Source organism: Staphylococcus microti, from assembly GCF_000934465.1.
GTDB classification, from domain to species: Bacteria; Bacillota; Bacilli; order Staphylococcales; family Staphylococcaceae; genus Staphylococcus; species Staphylococcus microti.
In genome coordinates this window covers 44815-64793 of record NZ_JXWY01000033.1, presented here as the reverse complement: position 1 = coordinate 64793, position 19979 = coordinate 44815, and the positions used below count along the sequence as shown (strand labels likewise).

The following is a 19979-nucleotide window of genomic DNA, read 5'->3' as shown; positions in this document are numbered from 1 at the left end:
CTAAAATTGCTTTATTGCCATAAAAACTATATTTATTTTCTGAAAATATGCAATATTGTGTTGACGAACGTTTAAAAGTGACCTACAATAACAAACACTAGCAATTAAGTCGGAATTCAAGGAGGCCTTTATGATTACGTTTCAAAACGTCAGCAAAACTTTTAACAAAAAGAACACAACCATACACGCATTGAATGACGTCAGCTTTACTGTTGATCAAGGCGATATCTTCGGTGTCATTGGTTATAGCGGTGCTGGTAAAAGTACGTTAGTGCGACTCGTCAACCAGCTCGAAAAACAAACTTCTGGCGACGTATATGTAGATAATCACCACTTGAATACATATACACAGGCAGACTTACGCAAGGTTAAAAAAGACATTGGTATGATTTTCCAACACTTCAATCTTCTTAATGCCAAGACCGTCTTCAAAAACGTCGCCATGCCACTCATCCTTAGAAAGGTCAATCCTAAAGAAATTGAACAACGCGTCAATGAAATGCTTGCTTTTGTAGGCTTGGAAGGTAAGGCGCAACAATACCCAACTGAACTGTCGGGTGGGCAAAAACAACGTGTCGCAATCGCGCGTGCACTTGTCACAAATCCTAAAATATTGTTATGTGATGAAGCAACAAGTGCACTTGACCCTGCTACAACAGATGCGATTTTAGACTTGCTGAAAAAAACGAATGAAACGTTCGGTGTGACGATTCTTGTCATTACCCATGAGATGAGTGTTATTCAAAAAATATGTAACCGTGTTGCCGTTATGGAACAAGGTTCGGTCATCGAGTTAGACTCTGTCAAAAATGTTTTCAGTCATCCGAAAACACCAACGGCCAAACGCTTTGTATCTACGGTGATTAATACTGAACCGTCCGCACAAGTCGTACAACAGCTTTCTCATATCGATCACGCACACGTCTACCGATTGTTCATCGAAAGTGATCAAATCTCGAACGCGATTGTCCATGATTTGATTGCACAATTTGAAGTAAAAGTGAATATTATCCATGCTTTCATGGCGGAGATACAAGACGATACCGTCGGCTACCTATGGCTACAAGTTGTTGGTGAATCGCCAAAACAACAAGCTGTTCAAGACTATTTAACAACACAACATATTCAATACGAGGAGGTGACTGCCGATGCTCGGTTCGTCCATTGATTCAGCACAATTACTTGAAGCACTTTATCAAACGCTATACATGGTAACAGTCGCTCTTGTTATCGGGGCATTGATTGGGATTCCGCTTGGTATTTTACTCGTTGTGACTCGCACAAACGGCATATGGCCAAATGCGATCATCCACCATGCCTTGAACCCAATTATCAATATTTTAAGATCTGTTCCATTTATTATCTTATTAATCGCGATTGTCCCTTTTACAAAATTGTTAGTCGGTACGTCTATCGGTACAACGGCTGCAATCGTACCGTTAACTGTTTATGTCGCACCTTATATTGCACGACTCGTTGAAAACTCACTTTTAGAAGTCGATGCAGGTATTATTGAAGCAGCGAATGCGATGGGGGCTTCGCCGGTTCAAATTATTCGTTATTTCTTACTACCTGAAGCACTCGGTTCACTCATCTTGTCCATTACGACAGCAATCATTGGACTGATTGGTGCAACTGCAATGGCTGGTGCTGTTGGCGGTGGTGGTATTGGCGATATGGCACTCGTATACGGCTACCAACGTTTTGATACATTTGTCATTCTGATCACAGTCGTCGTATTAGTCATTATTGTGCAACTCATTCAATCACTTGGGAACGTCCTTGCTAAAAAAGTAAGACGCAATTAACACTAGGAGGCTTAAAAATATGAAAAAATTATTTACTGTCCTGCTCGCAGCATTATTCTTGCTTGCGGCTTGTGGGCAAAATTCGGACAACCAGAAAAAAGTAACAATCGGCATTGCTTCAAATGATTCCAAAGCTTGGGAAAAGGTAAAAGAACTGGCTAAGAAAGAAGATATTGACTTGGAGATTAAACAATTCTCTGACTACAACGTACCTAACAAAGCATTGAGTGACGGCGACATTGATATGAACGCCTTTCAACACTTTGCCTTTTTAGATACTTTCAAAAAAGAAAATAAAGGCACAGACATCACGCCAATTCGCACATCTGTCCTTGCACCTTTAGGTATTTATTCTGAAAAAGTAAAAGATATTAAAGATGTGAAAGACGGTGCAAAAGTCGCGATTCCAAACGATATTTCCAATCAAGCGCGTGCGTTGAAGTTACTGGAAAAAGCTGGCTTGCTTGAACTTAATGATGACTTTGGTCTTTCAAGCTCGATTAAAGATATTAAAAACAACCCGAAAAACTTAGACATTACTGCTGTAGATGCACAACAAACAGCACGTGCGTTATCAGATGTTGATATTTCAATTATCAACAACGGTGTTGCAACAAAAGCTGGTTTAGACGCGAAGAAAGATCCAATATTCCTTGAAGATTCAAAAGGTGATGCGACAAAACCATTCATCAATATCATTGCCGTCAACACAAAAGATAAAGACAATAAAACATACAAACGTATCGCAGAACTTTATCATTCTGAAGAAGCTAGAGACGCTTTGAAAGAAGATACTAAAGACGGTGAAATCATCATCGACTTGAAACCATCAGAAATTAAAGCAATTGAAGATAGCTTGAAATAAGCGTAGAAAAACGGTATCCAATAGAACTCGTTCAAGAGTACTGTGGATACCGTTTTATTGTTTATTTAGATTGTGCAAGCTTGTCGGTCGTACGTTTTTGAAAAATAACCGCTAGCACACCTACAATAATAATAAGCGCTGTTACACCGATTGCACCTAAGTATTTTGTAATATAGCCGACGATAATACCGACCGCTAAAAAGTCCGTATCTGAGAATGTTGTTGCCGCTGAACCTAACTCTCCCATAAACGGAATGAATAACAACGGTAGGAAAGTAATAAGCAAGCCGTTCAATGCTGAACCTGCAATTGCCCCTTTGATACCACCGCGTGCATTACCGAAGACACCTGCTGTTGCACCTAAGAAGAAGTGTGGTACAACGCCTGGTAGAATGACGACGCCACCAAGTAAGAACATCACAAACATACCTGCTACACCTGTAATAAAGCTGACGAAAAATCCGATAAGTACAGCGTTTTGTGCATAAGGGAAGACAATCGGACAGTCTAAAGCTGGCTTCGTATTAGGAACAAGTTTTTCAGAAATCCCTTTGAATGCGGGTACGATTTCTGCCAAAATCAAACGCACACCTGTTAAGATGATGAAAACCCCTGCCGCAAATGTCACACCTTGAATGACCGAGAAGACTATAAAGTTTGTGCCATCGCTCAATTCTGTATGAACGTAGTGTGGCCCTGCAAACAACGCTGCAATGATATACAGCACAATCATTGTTAATGAAATACTGATCGTACTTTCACGTAGAAAGCTTAATCCTTTAGGGAAGTTAATCTCTTCTGTTGATTTTGATTTTCCAGCAAACAGCTTGCCAACTTCACCAGCAGCCCAGTAACTCAATGTCCCGAAATGGCCAATCGCTACTTGGTCTGAACCTGTAATTTTTCTCATCGTTGATTGACCTAATGCTGGTAAGACAGCCATAATCAGACCTAAAATCAATGAACCTAAGACGACTGTCAGTGTACCTGTGATATTACCAACTGTTAGTAAAATCGCTAAGAAAGCTGCCATATAGAATGTATGATGGCCTGTTAAAAATATATATTTCAAATTCGTAAAACGTGCAATTAAAATATTAATCAGCATTCCGAACATCATAATGAGTGCAGCCGTTGTGCCATATTCTTTCAATGCGATCGAAATAATCGCTTCATTATTCGGTACAACACCTTGTACACCGAAAGCTTCTTGGAACATCTGACCAAATGGTGCAAGTGAACTTGTTACAACGCCAGCACCCGCACTTAATACGAGAAAGCCTAAAATTGTTTTAATCGTACCCGATGTAATATCTGCCGCAGACTTTTTCTGAACGACTAAACCGATGAGTGCGATTAAAGCAACAAGAATGGCTGGTTGGCTGAAAACATCGACTAAAAATCCTAATACCGCATTCATAGCGTCAACTCCTTTTTAATTACAATTGATTCATTGATTTAAGTTTCGCTTCTAACTTCTCTTGTAATTCTGTTTTGTCCAAAATATTATCTAATACAATCACTTCGCCAAGACGTTGTGCATTTTCTTCTAAATCTCTGCCACAAATAAACACATCTGCCATTTCAGGACTTGCTGTCATAATGTCACTGTGTGCGACTTCAATACTTGCCGGTGCTTGTAATTGTTTCAAAGCTTCCTGTACATTCATTTCGACCATAAAGCTACTTCCTAAACCGTGTCCACATACAACTAATATTTTCATTTTAATCTCGCTCCTCTAATAATTTTTGAATGTCTTGCTTACTTTGTGCGGCCATTAACGCTGCCACCGTATTGGTATCGCTTAACCGCATTGCTAATTGTTTTAATATCTCTAAATGTGCTGCTTCATCTACAGCGCTAAGGACAAATATCAATGTTGCGTAACGACCTGTTTCTGTAAAGTTAATATGTTCATCTAGCTTCAACAAGCTGAGTCCAACTTGATGCACATCGTCACTTGGTCTTGCATGTGCAATCGCAATTTCTGGTGCAATGACAATATACGGACCCATTTCATGCACGCTATTGATCATGGCATCGACATATGTCTGTTCGAAATACCCCGCTTCATACAGCGGCTGTGCTGCAAGTCGAATCGCTTCTTCCCAATTTTCGACGCGCGCTTGCAGTTGAATATGTTCCGCGCGAATCATTTCTGACATTTATGCTTCTCCCTCCTGACTTACAGTTTGTATACTTCGGATTATCTCCGTTCGATTCCCTTCAACTAAATGCTGTCGCTCCGTGTCATCCATCATTAGCTGACTCAACTGTCCCAACGCATTCAAATGAACTTGTGCATTGCTTGTTGCCAACACAATGACAACCTTTACAGGATCAAATCGTTCATGATGGAAATCAACCCCGTCTTTAAAATGCATGAGCGCCATACTGACAGGCACACGAACATGTTCAAAATGTGCGTGTACCAATGCGATATGAGGACTAATCACCATATAAGGACCAAAACGATCCAGTTGCGTCAAAATATCTTGTGCGTATTGTGCATCTACATGACCCGATGCGACGAGTACATCCACACTTTGCTGAATAGCAGCTTCTCGATTCTCGGCATATTGCTCAGTTACAATATGCGCTGTCGTTAAAACATCTTTCAATGTCGGCCCTGCCAGCTGATAATGTGCCACTGTCGCCTCTCGGTGCGCATTAATCATTTGATTGATTTGTTTGCGGTCCGCTTTATTCAAAAATGGCGATACAATAATCGACGGCACTGAAAACTCATGCGTTGGGACAGTTGAAATAATATAGTCAATACTTTGCGATTGTAGAAAAGACTCTGAAATATCATAGATTGAAAAAGCATCTAAAATTTCTAACTCGGGATAAATATTTTGAATACGGCTTTTCAATAATTGAGACGTCCCTACCCCTGAACCGCATAATAAAATGACTTTCATACGCGTTGCTTTTGTATGATTGACACGTTCCATTGAAGACGCAAAGTGAAGTGCCAAATACGCAATTTCATCATTATTGAATACGACCTGAGATACATTTTCTAAAAGTTTCACTTGCTGTTGAATCACACGAATTAAATCGGGATAATCACGCATAATTTCGTCCTTCAACGGATTCGTATGCACCATACCAAAACGCATGCGGTGTATCGCCGGTTGCAAATGTGTTAACAAACTTGTACGCAATTTATGATCACGTTCAAAAGGCACACCGATTTGTGCGCTGACTTGTTGAATAAACCGTTGAATCGTATGCGTCAATGTTTCAACCGCTTCTTCTGCGTGCAGTTGGGTCCCTTTTGCACCTAATAAATGAAGCGTAATAAACGCCGCTTCCGTTTTTGGAAATGCGACATCAAACGAAGCTTCTAACTGCGATGTCATCTCTAACGCTAGCTGGAACGCCTCTGTTTGTTGTAAACGCTGATATTCCGCTTCAGGTATCTCAAAATGAAACGCATCACGTGCACGATGAATCGCAATGACGATATGAAAAATTAAGCCATCTATCGCTTCTTGCACGAGCTGTAATTGTTGCTGTCTTAAGGCTGTTACGACAATTTGCCTAATTCGTTCCAATTCATCTTGCGAAAAGTGTGCAATCCCTAATTGTGGTGCTGCATGATTAAAATAAGTGTGTACAACTTGCGCATAGGCATCTCGCAAATCTCTTTCGTTACCTTCAATAACAAAACCTTTATTACGAATGTACGCTAAATTTAATCCATAGTCGTCCAGTTCATGTTGCACGCCTTTTAAGTCCTCAACAACCGTTCGCCTTGAAACGTGTAACATCTCCGCAAGCGTTGTAGAACTGACGGGATGTGTCGACTCGAACAGCTTTAACAAAATATAGTCTTTGCGTTCTTCTTTTGAATAATGCACTGTTAATACGTCATCATCCGCACTAGAAACCGGCACTTTTTTATGAATTTGAATGCCTAAACTTTTATTTCGCACGACTTCTATATGATATACCGTTTGAAATGACTCGATATAAGCCACATCATATTGAATCGTCCGTTCTGACACATGAAACTGATTGGCAAGCTCTGCGATAGTGACAAAGGTCTGACGTGAAGAAAGATACGCCACTATTTGTCTTTGACGATCACTCAACAACTGCATAACCTCCTTATATTTATTGTAAGCGTTTGCGATTACATGTGGATGTGCAATCTACTTCGCTTCACAATCCGAAACATTTCACATCTATTTTATCGCGTGCGTGTATCACAATCATTTTTATACGTTCTCATAACACAACAAAAAAATATTAAATTAGTTTACAATAATATTGAGGGGTGACTTATGAAAAATTTATATACCGTTGAGCTCAATCATCCAAATGACGAACAAATTCAATTGAATGAAGGTTTGAAGATTGTTTTAGTATTAAAAGGCACGATGCAAGTGGCTTTGCATCAACACATACAGTCCTTTCAATCTGGGGAACTATTCCTTATTAATCATCGAGAGACCTATCGTTTTCTAACCAACGAAGATGCACTTTACATTGCAATTCAATTAAAAGCATCTTACTTACAAAATTATATGCACGACTTTTCTCACACCTATTTCGTACTAAAGAAAGAAACGTTACAAGAAGTGATTTATGAACAAATGGTAAATGCGATTGCAAACATCGGCATTGTTCATATACGACAAGGTGCATTTCATCGCTTATATATCGAGCAAAAATTGATGGATTTAATGTTTATTTTAGGGCGCTATTTAGCTACTAAACGCACACTTGATAACCAAGCACATGCACACGACCAACGTTTAGAAACCGTATGTCATTACATAGAAACACATTATGCAGAACCGATTACATTGAGTACCGTTGCAGAGATGGTTGACTTGAGTCCAGCATACTTATCCAAATTGTTCACACGCCAAATGGGAACTGGCTTCAATCATTATATTAATCATATCCGTCTGGAACATTGTAAAGCTGACTTGATTGATACAAACGAACCGATTACACATATTGCATATAAACATGGATTTACAAGTTCTAATATGCTTTTAAAATATTTCAAACAAGACACGCAACTCACACCGACAGAATATCGGAATCGTTATCAACACAGTGCTGTCAATCAGACACTTATAACAAATGAAAAAACATCCCACCACACCTATTTGTATTATTTATCGCTCTTCATCAATTCAAATATGGGTACTGTTATGCAATCTCCAGATGCACAAAAAGTGATCGACATTACTTTTTCAGAGCAAACCCAACAACTTTCACACTACGATCATGTGATACAAATTGGAAATTTAGACACATTACTCATCCAAAGATTTAGAACACAACTTGTAGAAGTCAAAAATGTTCTCGGACTGGGACACGTCCTTACTAAAGACCCTATACAAACACGCCGACTCATTAGTGAAAATATTGAAAGTGACGAAATGATTCCGAACGTACACCCGTATATGAAAATAGATGAATGCCTAAATTTTTTATTAGCGCATGATATTGGTTTAGGCATGGAGATTCATCCGCCACAATCACAGGCAAATTTCCAGCAATATTGTACGAAGCTATCCTGTCTATTGGAACATATGTACAACATCGTCCCAAACAGTAAAGAGCTTAAGTTAGTCATTTATCTTAATTGCCTGAATCACACAATCTTTGAAAAAATCGTAACGTTATTTAGACACTATTTTGCAGACACGACAGTCGTGTTAAACGTCAATATCAGCCATCCAGAAAAGGCGAACCTAGCTAAATCTTTATTGCATACTTACAAACATCAAATAGACGCGATTGCTTTTTATGCCAATCAAAACGACATTGTTGACTTTACGTCTATAGAACACAATCAATATGACCAAGCTAAAAAACACATTACGTTACAACTGAAAAAACTGATTGATTGGTTAGAACTGAATCATGATACGTTACTCCCTTTTATTTTATTAAATTGGAATACTTTAACAGGCGATACGAACTTGACTAACGGCGAATATTTTAGAGCGGGTATTATTTTTGAACAATTAATCGAAATGAATCAACGCGTCAACACAATTGGTTATTGGTTGAACTATGAAATTCACCAACAGTACAATCATACAGATGCCGTCACACAGCTGAGTGGTATTGATTTATATCACCAATTTGACGGTAAACGTCCAGCTTTCTTTGCGAGTATGTTTTTCAGTAAATTGTTCAATCGTATTTTATATCGTGATGATCATTGTATTGTATTAGGCGAACCACACCATTTCCAAGTGGTTATTTGGGATGCCGAGCATTACAACCCATACTTTACATTGGATACACATCTAAGCGTTCATAGTCATAAAGAATATCAACTTAACATGACCGACGCGATACCTGGGAAATATAAAATCAAACACCTGATATTAGATAAAAATCACGGGGTACTTTATAAAGTTTGGCAACAGTACAACACACAACACGGCATGGATGAAGAAACAATCGCATACGTCAATCGCATCTCTTATCCAAAATTAGACATTAGTGAAGTCGAAGTATTACAAGGATTAACCTATCATCTCAAATTACTAACAAATGCCGTGCATGTCATTGAATTCAAGAAATACATTACACCGTAAATAAGAAGCTAGACGTGGAATCATAACACTTCTAGCTTTATAAATCGTGAAAAAGACACGTCACTTGAAATCCATGACAAAAATGAATGTAACTATTTTGTCCTCGCTGATTTTTATTCTCTCAAGTGATAAATATAATATTAAAATGATAAAAATTATATATTGAGAAAAAGTAAATTACCTTAATCTAAGTGTTGTAAAGAACAAGATGGCTATCTTACTTAAACAACACTTAGGAGGAACAAAAATGGTTCAACAGCAACATGCTCAACCTTATAAAGGGGATAATAAATTAATACTCGGGATCGTACTCGGTGTTATTACATTCTGGTTATTCGCTCAATCACTACTCAACGTTGTCCCAACACTTCAAAACACATTCAATAGTAATATCGGAACAATTAGTACTGCCGTTAGTATCACTGCACTGTTTTCAGGAATGTTCATTGTTGGTGCAGGTGGCTTAGCCGATAAAATCGGTCGTGTGAAAACGACATATATCGGATTATGGCTTAGCATTATCGGATCACTACTAATCATTTCAAGCAACTTACCTGCTTTATTAATTTTAGGTCGTGTCATCCAAGGTTTATCAGCCGCAGCAATCATGCCATCAACACTTGCAATTATGAAAGCATATTATGAAGGTAAAGATCGTCAACGTGCCTTAAGTTACTGGTCTATCGGTTCATGGGGTGGTTCTGGATTAGCATCACTATTCGGTGGCGTCGTAGCAACAAACTTTGGCTGGCACTGGATCTTTATTATTTCAATTATCGTTGCCATTATTTCAATGTTATTAATTAAAGGCACGCCAGAAACAAAATCTGTAAGTAATGTCAAATCAAAATTTGATATCACTGGACTCGTATTACTTGTTATTATGATGTTAAGCATTAATATCATTATTACGCAAACAGGTCCACTTGGATTTATGTCACCTACTATTTTAGGATTACTTGCAGTTTTCATTATTACAACAGTGATTTTTATCAAAGTCGAAAAGAAACATGCCAACCCATTAATCGACTTTAAGCTTTTCCAATCAAAACCTTATATGGGTGCAACATTATCAAACTTCTTATTAAACGGTGTTGCAGGGGTACTACTCGTCGCAAATACATTCGTTCAACAAGGCTTAGGTTTCAATGAGTCACAAACAGGTTGGCTCTCTATCACATATTTATTTGCTGTATTAATGATGATTCGTGTTGGCGAGAAAATATTACAAAAAGTAGGCGCTAAAAAACCAATGTTAATCGGTACATTCATTAATATGTTCGGTATTATTTTAATGTCACTTACATTTTTGCCGAGTACACTCTATGTAATTGTATGTATTATCGGTTACTTACTATACGGTTTAGGGTTAGGTTTCTATGCGACACCATCAACAGATATGGCCATCTCAAACTCACCTGCAGACAAAGTAGGTGCTGCATCCGGTGTGTATAAAATGGCATCATCATTGGGTAATGCTTTTGGTATCGCATTGTCAGGCGCACTTTACGGTGTTGTAACAAACGCAACAAACGTCCAAATCGGTGCAATGGCTGGTTTAGGCCTCAACGTTGTAATGGCACTGTTATCATTAATCATTATTATGATCACTGTACCGTCATACAAAAAAACAGCATAACAAGGAGGATTTTACGATGTTACAAACATTAATCAATACATTGAAAGAAAAAGGATCTCGCATGATTGACATACGTCGTCATTTACATCAATATCCAGAATTATCATTTCATGAAGAAGAAACACCAAAATATATTGCAGATTTTTATCGCGGCAAAGATTGTACTGTAGAAACAAACGTAGGACCAAATGGTTTGAAAGTGACGATTGATAGTGGCAAACCGGGTAAAACCATTGCCATTCGTGCTGACTTCGATGCTTTACCGATTCACGAAGATACTGGCTTACCTTTCGCATCTAAAAATGAAGGGGTTATGCATGCGTGTGGTCATGATGCGCACACTGCGTATATGCTGATTCTAGCTGAAACACTCATTGAGATGAAAGACCAGTTCAATGGGAAAGTTATTGTCATTCACCAACCAGCAGAAGAAGTACCACCAGGTGGCGCACAAGCTATGATTAAAGACGGCGTACTAGATGGCGTCGACCACGTATTAGGTGTTCACGTTATGAGTCATATGCCTGTCGGAAACGTTTATTATCGTGAAGGTAACATCCAAACAGGTCGAGATTTCTTCAACTTAAAAATTAACGGTAAAGGTGGTCATGGTTCGTCGCCACATACTGCTAACGATAGTATTGTCGCAGGTTCTTACTTTGTAACAGCACTTCAAACAGTTGTTTCTAGACGTCTTAGCCCATTTGAAACAGGCGTTGTAACGATTGGTTCCTTTGATGGTAAAGGGCAGTTCAACATTATTCAAGATAGCGTTGAAGTTGCAGGCGATGTGCGCGCCTTAACAGATGCAACGAAACAAACGATTAAAAAAGAAATAACACGTCTCTCAGACGGTCTTGAAGCGATGTTCGGTGTTACATGTGAACTGGACTATAACGATGATTATCCAGCACTCTACAACGATCCAGCATTCACACAATTTGTTGTTTCATCTATTGAAAATGCTGAGACAGATGCGATTCAAAATATCGAACTATGTGAACCACAGCCACCATCTGAAGACTTTGCTTACTATGCCAAGGCCTTACCTAGCACATTTATTTATGCAGGTGCTGCACCAGAAGATGGCGAAAGTTACCCACATCACCATCCAAAATTTGATATTAGTGAAAAATCATTACGTGTCGCAGCTGAAGCAGTTGGTATTACCGTATTAAACTACTTAGCATAAGAATAACCCCTATCTCTAAAGTGTTTTTAGAGATAGGGGTTTGTTCTATTTATACACGCTGCTGTCTCGCAGGTACTGTTAAAAAGATAATGATAAATGCCAGCAAGGCTAATAAGATATTTAAACCTAAGCCTGCCATCGCACCCATTTGAATATTTGTCGTATTTGCCACGGCACCATAAACTGCACCAGATAATGCAATACCAAAAGCCCCACCAAGCGAAGACGCCATTTTGTAAATACCTGATGCGGCCCCCGCTTTATCTTGTGGCGAATTAGAAATTGCTGTGTCCGTTGACGGTGTCGCATAGAACCCTAAGCCAAACCCGTAGAATAAGTAACCGATGACACACACAACAATATACATTGTGCTTGGTAAGAACGTCAGTGAAATCAACATAATCCCTACCATATTAAACGCCGCACCAATCAACATCGGCTTCCTTGCACCAACACGCTGTAATGCCACTTCGCCGACACGAATCATCGTCAGCACTGTAATCAAATACGTAATAGACAGAAAACCAGTTTGAGAGCCGTTCAACCCTAACCCTTGTTGAACAAACGTATTAGATACAAGTAATGTACCTGCCACGCCATTTAACAAGAAGTTCGATAAAGTGGCTCCCGTATACGACGTTGACTGAAACAATTTAAAATCAATTAACGGCGTATCTTGATACTTTTCTACTTTAATAAAAAGGAACGTCGTTACAATAAACATCAAGATTAAACTTAAAATAATCGGCGATAAAAAGCCGAGCGTACCACTTTGTGTAATCACAATATTGATACTCAACATCATTAGCACAAACAAGATAAGACCACGCACATCAAAACGATAGTTAGATTCGTGTGTCGCTTTCGTTTCTGGCGTGCCTTTAATCAACGCCATCGAAGCAAGTGCTACAACAATTGAAATAATGAAAATCCAACGCCAGCCAAAGTGTGTGGCTACAACGCCACCAAACAAAGAAGCAACACCTGAGCCACCCCACGAACCGATAGACCAGTAGCTTAACGCACGTTGTCGGTCTTTACCACGATAGTATGTCTTCATAATCGCAAGCGTTGACGGCATAATCGCAGCCGCAGACAAACCTTGAATAACACGTCCTAAAATTAAGAGTGCCGGCATGCTACTGACAATCATAATGAGCGAGCCAATCACACTTAACCATAACCCAATATACGTCGTTTTCACACGTCCAATTTTATCCGCAACACTACCCGCACCAACAACAAACATCCCTGAAAAAAGCGCCGTAATACTCACCGCAATACTAATCGTCCCGAGATCACTATTGAACGTTTTTTGTAAATCCGGCACGACATTCAAAAGCGATTGCGCAAACAACCAAAACGTAATTACACCGAGTACAATCCCCAATATTAGCTTATTATCCCCTTGATACGTTTGCGTCTTATCTTGTTGAACCATACTTGTTCCTCCTAAGCCTTCTATAAGATATATGAATCAATGCTTAACACACCGAAATCCACTGTGGCTGAGATGTAATGGCACAAATGCATCGCATACAAACTCGAAATCTTCTATATATCTTAAAAGCCACTTACAATTAAATTTTACTTTTATTTTATGGTAAATCTCAGCAATCATACTTTATTATCACTTTAGCACATCTTGATAAAGCATAGGTAGCGTTATTATTATGTAAACGAATACACTATGAACAAAATAAGAATACGGTTCAACCTCTTGGTAGGTGGAGATTAATAAAGCACGAGACATCCCAAAATACGCTATAGCAAAATTTATTGTTTACTTGCATAATGGCTAAAGTTGTTTTTGATGAATTAGGAGAAATAAGCGATAATAAACATCTAGGAGTTATGTAACTGGGACAGCCCAAAAATAGAGAATATTATGCACTCTATTAATAGTCACTGAAGAACGAAAAAACCTCGCACACTCTATAATGAGCTGCGAGGTTTTTATATAGTCTCTATATTATCAAAGTGGTTTAATATTGTTCAATGTGCTTAATAAAAACTCAGCTCTACACCGTTAGATGCAGAGCCTACAAACATATAGTTTTTTTCCTTATCTTAAGAATAACCTATTCGTTAGTAATTTTCAAGTATATCTCTAAAAAAATTATACACAGATATAAATCTTTCATCGTATATATCGCTATTCTTTTTAGCTCGAACCATGAATTGATTAAACTCTTTAACTCTATATTTTCTCATGTTTGCACTCATAACAATTTTATCATATACAAATAACATTGCTAAAATATCATGTATATTATAATTTCTCAATCGTTTATTTAATCGATTTTTACTAATTCCTAACTGCTTAACAAACTGTGTTATTAAAACACTTTTATCTTTACCAGCTATTTGAGTAGTCAGAACTATATTATTTAGAATAGGCGTATTATGCGCAGCTTTATTCCTTATGTTTTTTACAAATCTAACTGTTTGACATAATTCCTTATATTCTTCTACACCATAATGATTGTAAAAAAATTCAATGAACCAGCATAAATCCCCAAATTGTAAGTATTCAATAAGAAACCATATAGGTGTGTTCTGTTCATATTTTTCATAGTCTAAACACCTATAAGAGTCATATCTTAAATGTTTTAACATCTTTTGATATGGGTCTTTGATATTTGGTTTAGACAATGATTTTATATACTTAAAAAATGACTGCACCACTTTATAGCCATCTTCATCACTCATATTTGTAATTGAACGAATCACATTTAATTTAATTGAATGTTCAATGTCCAAACAAAATTTGATGATAATATACCTTAATTGCATATCAAGACTTGCTAAATCTACCAAATTTTTGAAATCTACATTTTGATGCCTCTCTATCCATTGATCCTGATGCTTAACTCTTTGCTTAGGATAATTATCCACATAACTATTAAGTTTAAAATAATAATTCTTATATTCCAATATCTCAATTGCTTCAAGCTCACTAATATGATTGAACTTAACACCTTTAAACTTCATATAAAATATAAGTGATTTAAAGGACAATGACATTTAAGACACCCCCATCTTGCCTAATACTATAAATATTATACACAAATATCTCGTTGATATGTATTATATTGAAAAAGTATCTTTAAAAACAAAAAGCTATTCTTCTTAAACATAGACCCTCCCCTTTGAAGAACGAAAAAACCTCGCACACTCTATAATGAGCTGCGAGGTTTTATATAGCTTACGCTTCGTCTTTAACGAATGGTAATAATGCCATATGACGTGCGCGTTTGATTGCTGTAGTCAACATACGTTGATATTTAGCTGAAGTACCTGTCACACGACGAGGCAAAATTTTACCACGTTCAGAAATGAAACGTTTTAATAATTCAGTGTCTTTGTAGTCGATGTGTGTAATACCGTTTGCTGTAAAATAACAAACTTTTTTACGACGACGACCACCTCTTCTTGGTCCACCTGCCATGATGTGTGCCTCCCTTCTTGTTAAGTATTTGTATTGTTAAGTTCGTTTGTTAGAATGGTAAATCATCATCACTAATGTCTATTGGCCCGTTCGCATTCGCAAATGGGTTGTCATTACGTGCTGGTTGATTGTTTTGATATGACGAATTTTGGCCTTGTTGTTGTCCACCGAAACCTTGTCCATAACTTTGGAAGTCATTTCCTGTGTTAGGACTATTTTGTGCGTGTCGTTGATTCGCTGATTTTGGCTCAAGGAATTGAACACTATCACAAACAACTTCAGTGACATACACACGGCGACCTTCTTGGTTTTCGTAACTGCGTGACTGTAAGCGACCATCAACACCTGCAAGGCTACCTTTGAATAAGAAATTATTAACATTCTCAGCTTGTTTACGGAAAACAACGCAGTTAATAAAATCTGCTTCACGTTCTCCTTGCGCATTCGTAAACGTACGATTCACTGCGAGAGTAAAAGTCGCTACACTTACGCCTGAGGGTGTCGTTCTGTATTCAGGATCTTTTGTTAATCGACCTACTAATACGACTCTGTTAATCATGCTTCACGCCCCCATTAAAATTCTATTACTTTTCTTCGTCTTCACGAACAACAATGTAACGAATGATATCGTCATTGATTTTTGCTAAACGTTGGAATTCGTCAGTCGCTGTGTTGTTTTCAGTTTGGATACGTACGATGTAGTAGTAACCATCTTTGAAATCTTCAATTTCGTAAGCTAAGCGACGTTTACCCCAGTCCTTTGTTTCTAATACTTCAGAACCGTCAGAAGCTAAAATTCCGTTGAAACGTTCAACAACTGCTTTACGTGCATCTTCCTCGATGTTAGGACGAACGATGTACATTACTTCATATTTTCTCATTGTATATTTGCACCTCCTTGTGGTCTATGCGGCTTGTTACTCATATGCAACAAGCAAGGAATAATTTTCATTACTCACATTTCAAAATTGTATCACACCCCTTGCCTTTTTACAATCATCAACTATTATTTTTTATTTTACATGACAGATAAGGTACCTATTTTCTAGTTGATACTTCTTAACACGCACTGTTCGACGAAATTACTTTTATATGTGTTCAAAATCATACTGATAGCTCTTTTTATTTTGCCGTATATCATTTTTGGACATAAAAATGATGTGATACTTACAATTCCATTTGGTATGTGCTAAACTGTCTGTGTCATTAGACATTTTGGCATCTCTTCGTGTAGTTAATATTGGTTGGCTGACCAAATATTATTCTAGCATGTTGAGATGCCTATTTTATTACAACGGTCAAACCATGACGGGCGCACACAATAAAATACCGCCTCCCAGAAATACTGAAAGACGGTGTTTGACTTATTTTCTTTACACATTAAAACGGAAATGCACGACGTCGCCATCTTGCATGATATAGTCTTTACCTTCAAGGCGCATTTTACCTGCTTCTTTCGCACCTTGCTCACCATTATTGTTTACGAAGTCTTCATAACTTGTGACTTCTGCACGGATAAATCCACGTTCAAAGTCTGTGTGAATGATACCGGCACATTGTGGTGCTGTCATACCTTCTTTAAATGTCCAAGCACGTACTTCTTGTACACCTGCTGTAAAGTATGTAGCAAGTCCAAGTAAGTCATACGTTTTACGAATTAAGCGATGTAAGCCTGGCTCTTCAATGCCTAACTCTTCTAAGAACATTTCTTTGTCTTCATCATCAAGTGTCGCAATTTCTTCTTCAATTTTTGCGCTGATTACGATCACTTCTGAGTCTTCTTTAGCTGCGTATTCACGAATTGCTGTAACTTTATCGTTGTCCGCATCGTTTACTTCATCTTCACCTACATTGGCGATATAAAGCATTGATTTTGATGTTAATAAATGTGCTTGGTTAACATACTTTTGGTCTTCATCGTTGAATTCTAAACTACGTACAGGTTTTCCTTCTTCAAGCGCTTCTTTAATTTTGCTCAAAATACGTACTTCATTCATTGCTGTTTTATCTTTTTGACGTGCCATTTTTTCAATACGTGGCAAGCGTTTTTCTACTGACTCAAGATCCGCCAAAACAAGCTCCATATTGATAACTTCAATGTCTTCAATTGGATTAACACGACCTGCAACGTGTGTCACGTTATCATCGTCGAATGCACGTACCACTTGGCAAATAGCGTCTACTTCACGAATGTGTGATAAGAATTTGTTCCCAAGTCCTTCCCCTTTTGACGCACCTTTTACAATCCCTGCAATATCCGTAAATTCAAAAGTGGTTGGCAATGTTTTCTTAGGATTTACAATTTCTGCTAATTTGTCTAAACGTTTATCTGGTACTTCTACAATCCCTACGTTAGGATCAATCGTCGCAAAAGGATAGTTCGCTGCTAATGCGCCTGCCTTTGTAATTGCGTTAAATAGCGTAGACTTCCCGACGTTAGGTAAACCTACAATACCCGCTGTTAAAGCCATTATTCATTCTCCTTATCATTCGTACTCGCAGATTCGAGTACACTTTTTAGTTTTTTATTAAATGTTTGACGTGGCAACATAATACTCCGCTGACATGCTTCACACTTGATGCGAATGTCCGCACCCATGCGAATAATTTTAAAGCGATTCGTGCCACATGCATGTTGTTTCTTCATCTCTACTATATCATTTAAACCGTATTTTGCAGACACGTTCATCACGCACCTTTCACTTATTGTTGTTCACTGTTTTGTTGATACATTTGAACGAGCGTTGGTGCAGGTGCTTTAATGCCTTCTGCTTGTAAAAAGTCTTTGAGCTCACGGCGTAAAATACGTGCCCCTGTGAAATTTTCACCCGGTGCCGTTTCGCCAGCAATACGAATGCTCGCTTCATAACCGTTGACAGCATCTACACCTAAGACTTCTGGTGCTTCCAAAAACAAATCATATTTTTGTGGGATTTGTTTAAGAAATTGATTCATCTTTTTCTCTACAGCTTCAAGATTTTCATCAATTGAAACTGGAATGTTAATAATCGCTACACCGTTTGTGACCGAGTAGTTCGTTACTTCACTCATTGTACCATTTGGAATTGTAGAAAGCTCACCTGTAATGGATAAAATACGTGTAGAACGAAGTCCGATTGCCTTTACTGTACCTTCCGCAATCGGTGCACTGTTATTCTTAATACTCACATAGTCACCGACATCAAACTGATTCTCAAAAATAATGAAGAAGCCTGTAATGACGTCTTTCACTAATGTTTGCGCACCAAAACCGATGGCTAAACCAACGACCCCTGCACCGGCTAAAATACTTTCAACACTAATACCAAATTTGCTTAAAATCGTTGTCAGTGTAATAAACCACACAAGGTAACCCGCCGCATTTTGTACAAGTGTAATCAATGTTTTAGAGCGTTTAGAACGCCCCATTCTGCCGGCTTTACTATTCACTTTGAAAAATTGTGCGATTACTTTATTCAAAACGCGTGTCACGATAAACGCGGCCAGCACATATACGCCGACAATGACTAATTGTGTCAAAAGATTAGAATACGTCTCTGGTTCAAGAAACGGTTGTACCATTCCTTTAATGATAGATTCAAATTTTTGCATAATCATACCCTTTCTCTATTAATTTACTTACTATTTGTGTTTCAACAACTGAATCAGTCGTCGATAATCTGCTTCTGAATGAAATGTAAAAGTTACTTGCCCTTCATTACGTTTCGTCGCAATTTCTACCGATGTACCATACTGTTCGCTAAGCTGTTGCTCGTGTTGGCGAATGAGTTGCGGCTTTTTCGGTTGCTTTACTTGTTCGTGTTTATCTTCGGATGTTGGCTGAGTTTCAGCGACACGTTGCTCCAAATAACGGACACTCCAAGACTCCCGGACGGCTAAATCTGCGTATTCACGCATCTTCTCAGGATCTTTCAAAGCTAACAGTGTACGACCATGTCCGCCTGACAATGTCCCTTCTCGAATCAATTGTCGAATCGCTGTTGGCAATTTTAACAAGCGTAACATATTCGCGATATACGGACGAGATTTACCAAGTCGAGCCGCAACTGCTTGTTGTGTCATGTTGTGCGCCTGCATCAATTGCTGGTAGCTCTCCGCTTCTTCCACAGCATTCAAATTCTCTCGTTGCAAGTTCTCAATAATCGCTAACTCTCTCATTTCATGATCTGACAGCTGTCTTACAATCGCTGGAATATGTGTTAGGCCTGCGAGTTGACTTGCACGGTAACGACGTTCTCCTGCAACGATGTAATAGCCTTGGATAGATTCCGTTACCACAATCGGCTGTAAAACACCGTGTTGCACAATCGACTCTGAAAGTTCTGCGAGTTTATCATGATCAAAATCTTTCCGTGGTTGATAAGGATTCGGGCGGATTTTTTCAAGTTGTACCATTTTGATTTGTTCATTACCTGACATAGATACGATATCCGACATCTTTA

19 protein-coding genes and 1 pseudogene are annotated in these 19979 nt (G+C 38.3%); 6 read left to right on the top strand and 14 right to left on the bottom strand.

The annotated features are described in order from the left end of the window. Nucleotides 1–130 precede the first annotated feature (130 nt). From TP70_RS05160 to gmpC, 3 genes are read left to right on the top strand one after another with little or no spacing between them, the layout of a single operon-like run. Nucleotides 131–1168 carry a methionine ABC transporter ATP-binding protein gene (locus TP70_RS05160; protein ID WP_044360092.1) on the top strand — a complete coding sequence of 346 codons (1038 nt, stop codon included), beginning with the start codon at nt 131–133 and terminating at the stop codon, nt 1166–1168. Beyond that, a complete protein-coding gene (locus TP70_RS05155; protein ID WP_044360090.1) occupies nt 1149–1808 on the top strand; it encodes a methionine ABC transporter permease in 660 nt (219 codons plus the stop codon). The genes TP70_RS05160 and TP70_RS05155 overlap by 20 nt, the downstream gene beginning before the upstream one ends. A gap of 19 nt (nt 1809–1827) precedes the next feature. Next, nucleotides 1828–2673 carry a dipeptide ABC transporter glycylmethionine-binding lipoprotein gene (gene gmpC / locus TP70_RS05150; RefSeq protein WP_044360089.1) on the top strand — a complete coding sequence of 282 codons (846 nt, stop codon included), beginning with the start codon at nt 1828–1830 and terminating at the stop codon, nt 2671–2673. Between the two features lie 61 nt (nt 2674–2734). On the opposite strand, the gene TP70_RS05145 is transcribed toward gmpC, so the two are convergent. The 4 genes from TP70_RS05145 to TP70_RS05130 are packed head-to-tail and all read right to left on the bottom strand — an operon-like array spanning nt 2735 to nt 6786. After that, nucleotides 2735–4093, bottom strand: coding sequence for a PTS ascorbate transporter subunit IIC (locus TP70_RS05145; protein WP_044360088.1), 1359 nt, complete (start codon nt 4091–4093; stop codon nt 2735–2737). Nucleotides 4094–4112: 19 nt separating this feature from the next. After that, the gene (locus TP70_RS05140) at nt 4113–4397 is read right to left on the bottom strand and encodes a PTS sugar transporter subunit IIB (protein ID WP_044360087.1); all 285 of its coding nucleotides are present in this window, start codon (nt 4395–4397) and stop codon (nt 4113–4115) included. A 1-nt stretch (nt 4398) separates the two neighbouring features. Next, the gene (locus tag TP70_RS05135; protein ID WP_044360085.1) at nt 4399–4839 is read right to left on the bottom strand and encodes a PTS sugar transporter subunit IIA; all 441 of its coding nucleotides are present in this window, start codon (nt 4837–4839) and stop codon (nt 4399–4401) included. Beyond that, complete coding sequence (locus TP70_RS05130; RefSeq protein WP_240627014.1) at nt 4840–6786, bottom strand: BglG family transcription antiterminator; 1947 nt, start codon at nt 6784–6786, stop codon at nt 4840–4842. Nucleotides 6787–6969: 183 nt separating this feature from the next. Here TP70_RS05130 and aryK point away from each other — a divergent pair, with 183 nt between their 5' ends. The 3 genes from aryK (at nt 6970) to TP70_RS05115 (ending at nt 12086) form a co-directional block, all read left to right on the top strand. Next, complete coding sequence (gene aryK / locus TP70_RS05125; RefSeq protein ID WP_044360082.1) at nt 6970–9255, top strand: transcriptional regulator AryK; 2286 nt, start codon at nt 6970–6972, stop codon at nt 9253–9255. 247 nt (nt 9256–9502) lie between these two features. After that, nucleotides 9503–10894 (top strand): MFS transporter, encoded by a 1392-nt coding sequence (locus TP70_RS05120; protein ID WP_044360081.1) that lies wholly within the window; start codon nt 9503–9505, stop codon nt 10892–10894. A 16-nt stretch (nt 10895–10910) separates the two neighbouring features. Next, the gene (locus TP70_RS05115) at nt 10911–12086 is read left to right on the top strand and encodes a M20 family metallopeptidase (protein WP_044360079.1); all 1176 of its coding nucleotides are present in this window, start codon (nt 10911–10913) and stop codon (nt 12084–12086) included. A 49-nt stretch (nt 12087–12135) separates the two neighbouring features. On the opposite strand, the gene TP70_RS05110 is transcribed toward TP70_RS05115, so the two are convergent. The 10 genes and pseudogenes from TP70_RS05110 to TP70_RS05070 form a co-directional block, all read right to left on the bottom strand. After that, nucleotides 12136–13527, bottom strand: coding sequence for an MFS transporter (locus TP70_RS05110; protein ID WP_044360077.1), 1392 nt, complete (start codon nt 13525–13527; stop codon nt 12136–12138). Between the two features lie 647 nt (nt 13528–14174). Next, entirely contained in the window at nt 14175–15080 is a 906-nt protein-coding gene (locus tag TP70_RS05105) for an Abi family protein (protein WP_169743607.1), read from the bottom strand. A 214-nt stretch (nt 15081–15294) separates the two neighbouring features. Further along, nucleotides 15295–15537, bottom strand: coding sequence for a 30S ribosomal protein S18 (gene rpsR, locus TP70_RS05100; RefSeq protein ID WP_014614919.1), 243 nt, complete (start codon nt 15535–15537; stop codon nt 15295–15297). 49 nt (nt 15538–15586) lie between these two features. Beyond that, the gene (gene ssb / locus TP70_RS05095; protein ID WP_044360076.1) at nt 15587–16096 is read right to left on the bottom strand and encodes a single-stranded DNA-binding protein; all 510 of its coding nucleotides are present in this window, start codon (nt 16094–16096) and stop codon (nt 15587–15589) included. Nucleotides 16097–16121: 25 nt separating this feature from the next. Further along, a complete protein-coding gene (rpsF, locus tag TP70_RS05090; RefSeq protein ID WP_044360075.1) occupies nt 16122–16418 on the bottom strand; it encodes a 30S ribosomal protein S6 in 297 nt (98 codons plus the stop codon). Nucleotides 16419–16636: 218 nt separating this feature from the next. After that, nucleotides 16637–16751, bottom strand: a pseudogene (locus tag TP70_RS11965) (IS200/IS605 family transposase); the annotation flags it as partial. Between the two features lie 159 nt (nt 16752–16910). Further along, nucleotides 16911–18008, bottom strand: coding sequence for a redox-regulated ATPase YchF (gene ychF, locus TP70_RS05085; RefSeq protein ID WP_044360073.1), 1098 nt, complete (start codon nt 18006–18008; stop codon nt 16911–16913). Then, nucleotides 18008–18220: a DUF951 domain-containing protein gene (locus tag TP70_RS05080; RefSeq protein WP_044360072.1), complete on the bottom strand. Its 213-nt coding sequence runs from the start codon at nt 18218–18220 to the stop codon at nt 18008–18010. The genes ychF and TP70_RS05080 overlap by 1 nt, the downstream gene beginning before the upstream one ends. Before the next feature lie 20 nt (nt 18221–18240). Then, nucleotides 18241–19128, bottom strand: coding sequence for a mechanosensitive ion channel family protein (locus tag TP70_RS05075; protein ID WP_044360071.1), 888 nt, complete (start codon nt 19126–19128; stop codon nt 18241–18243). A gap of 30 nt (nt 19129–19158) precedes the next feature. Continuing rightward, entirely contained in the window at nt 19159–19974 is an 816-nt protein-coding gene (locus TP70_RS05070) for a ParB/RepB/Spo0J family partition protein (protein WP_044360069.1), read from the bottom strand. Nucleotides 19975–19979: the final 5 nt, after the last annotated feature.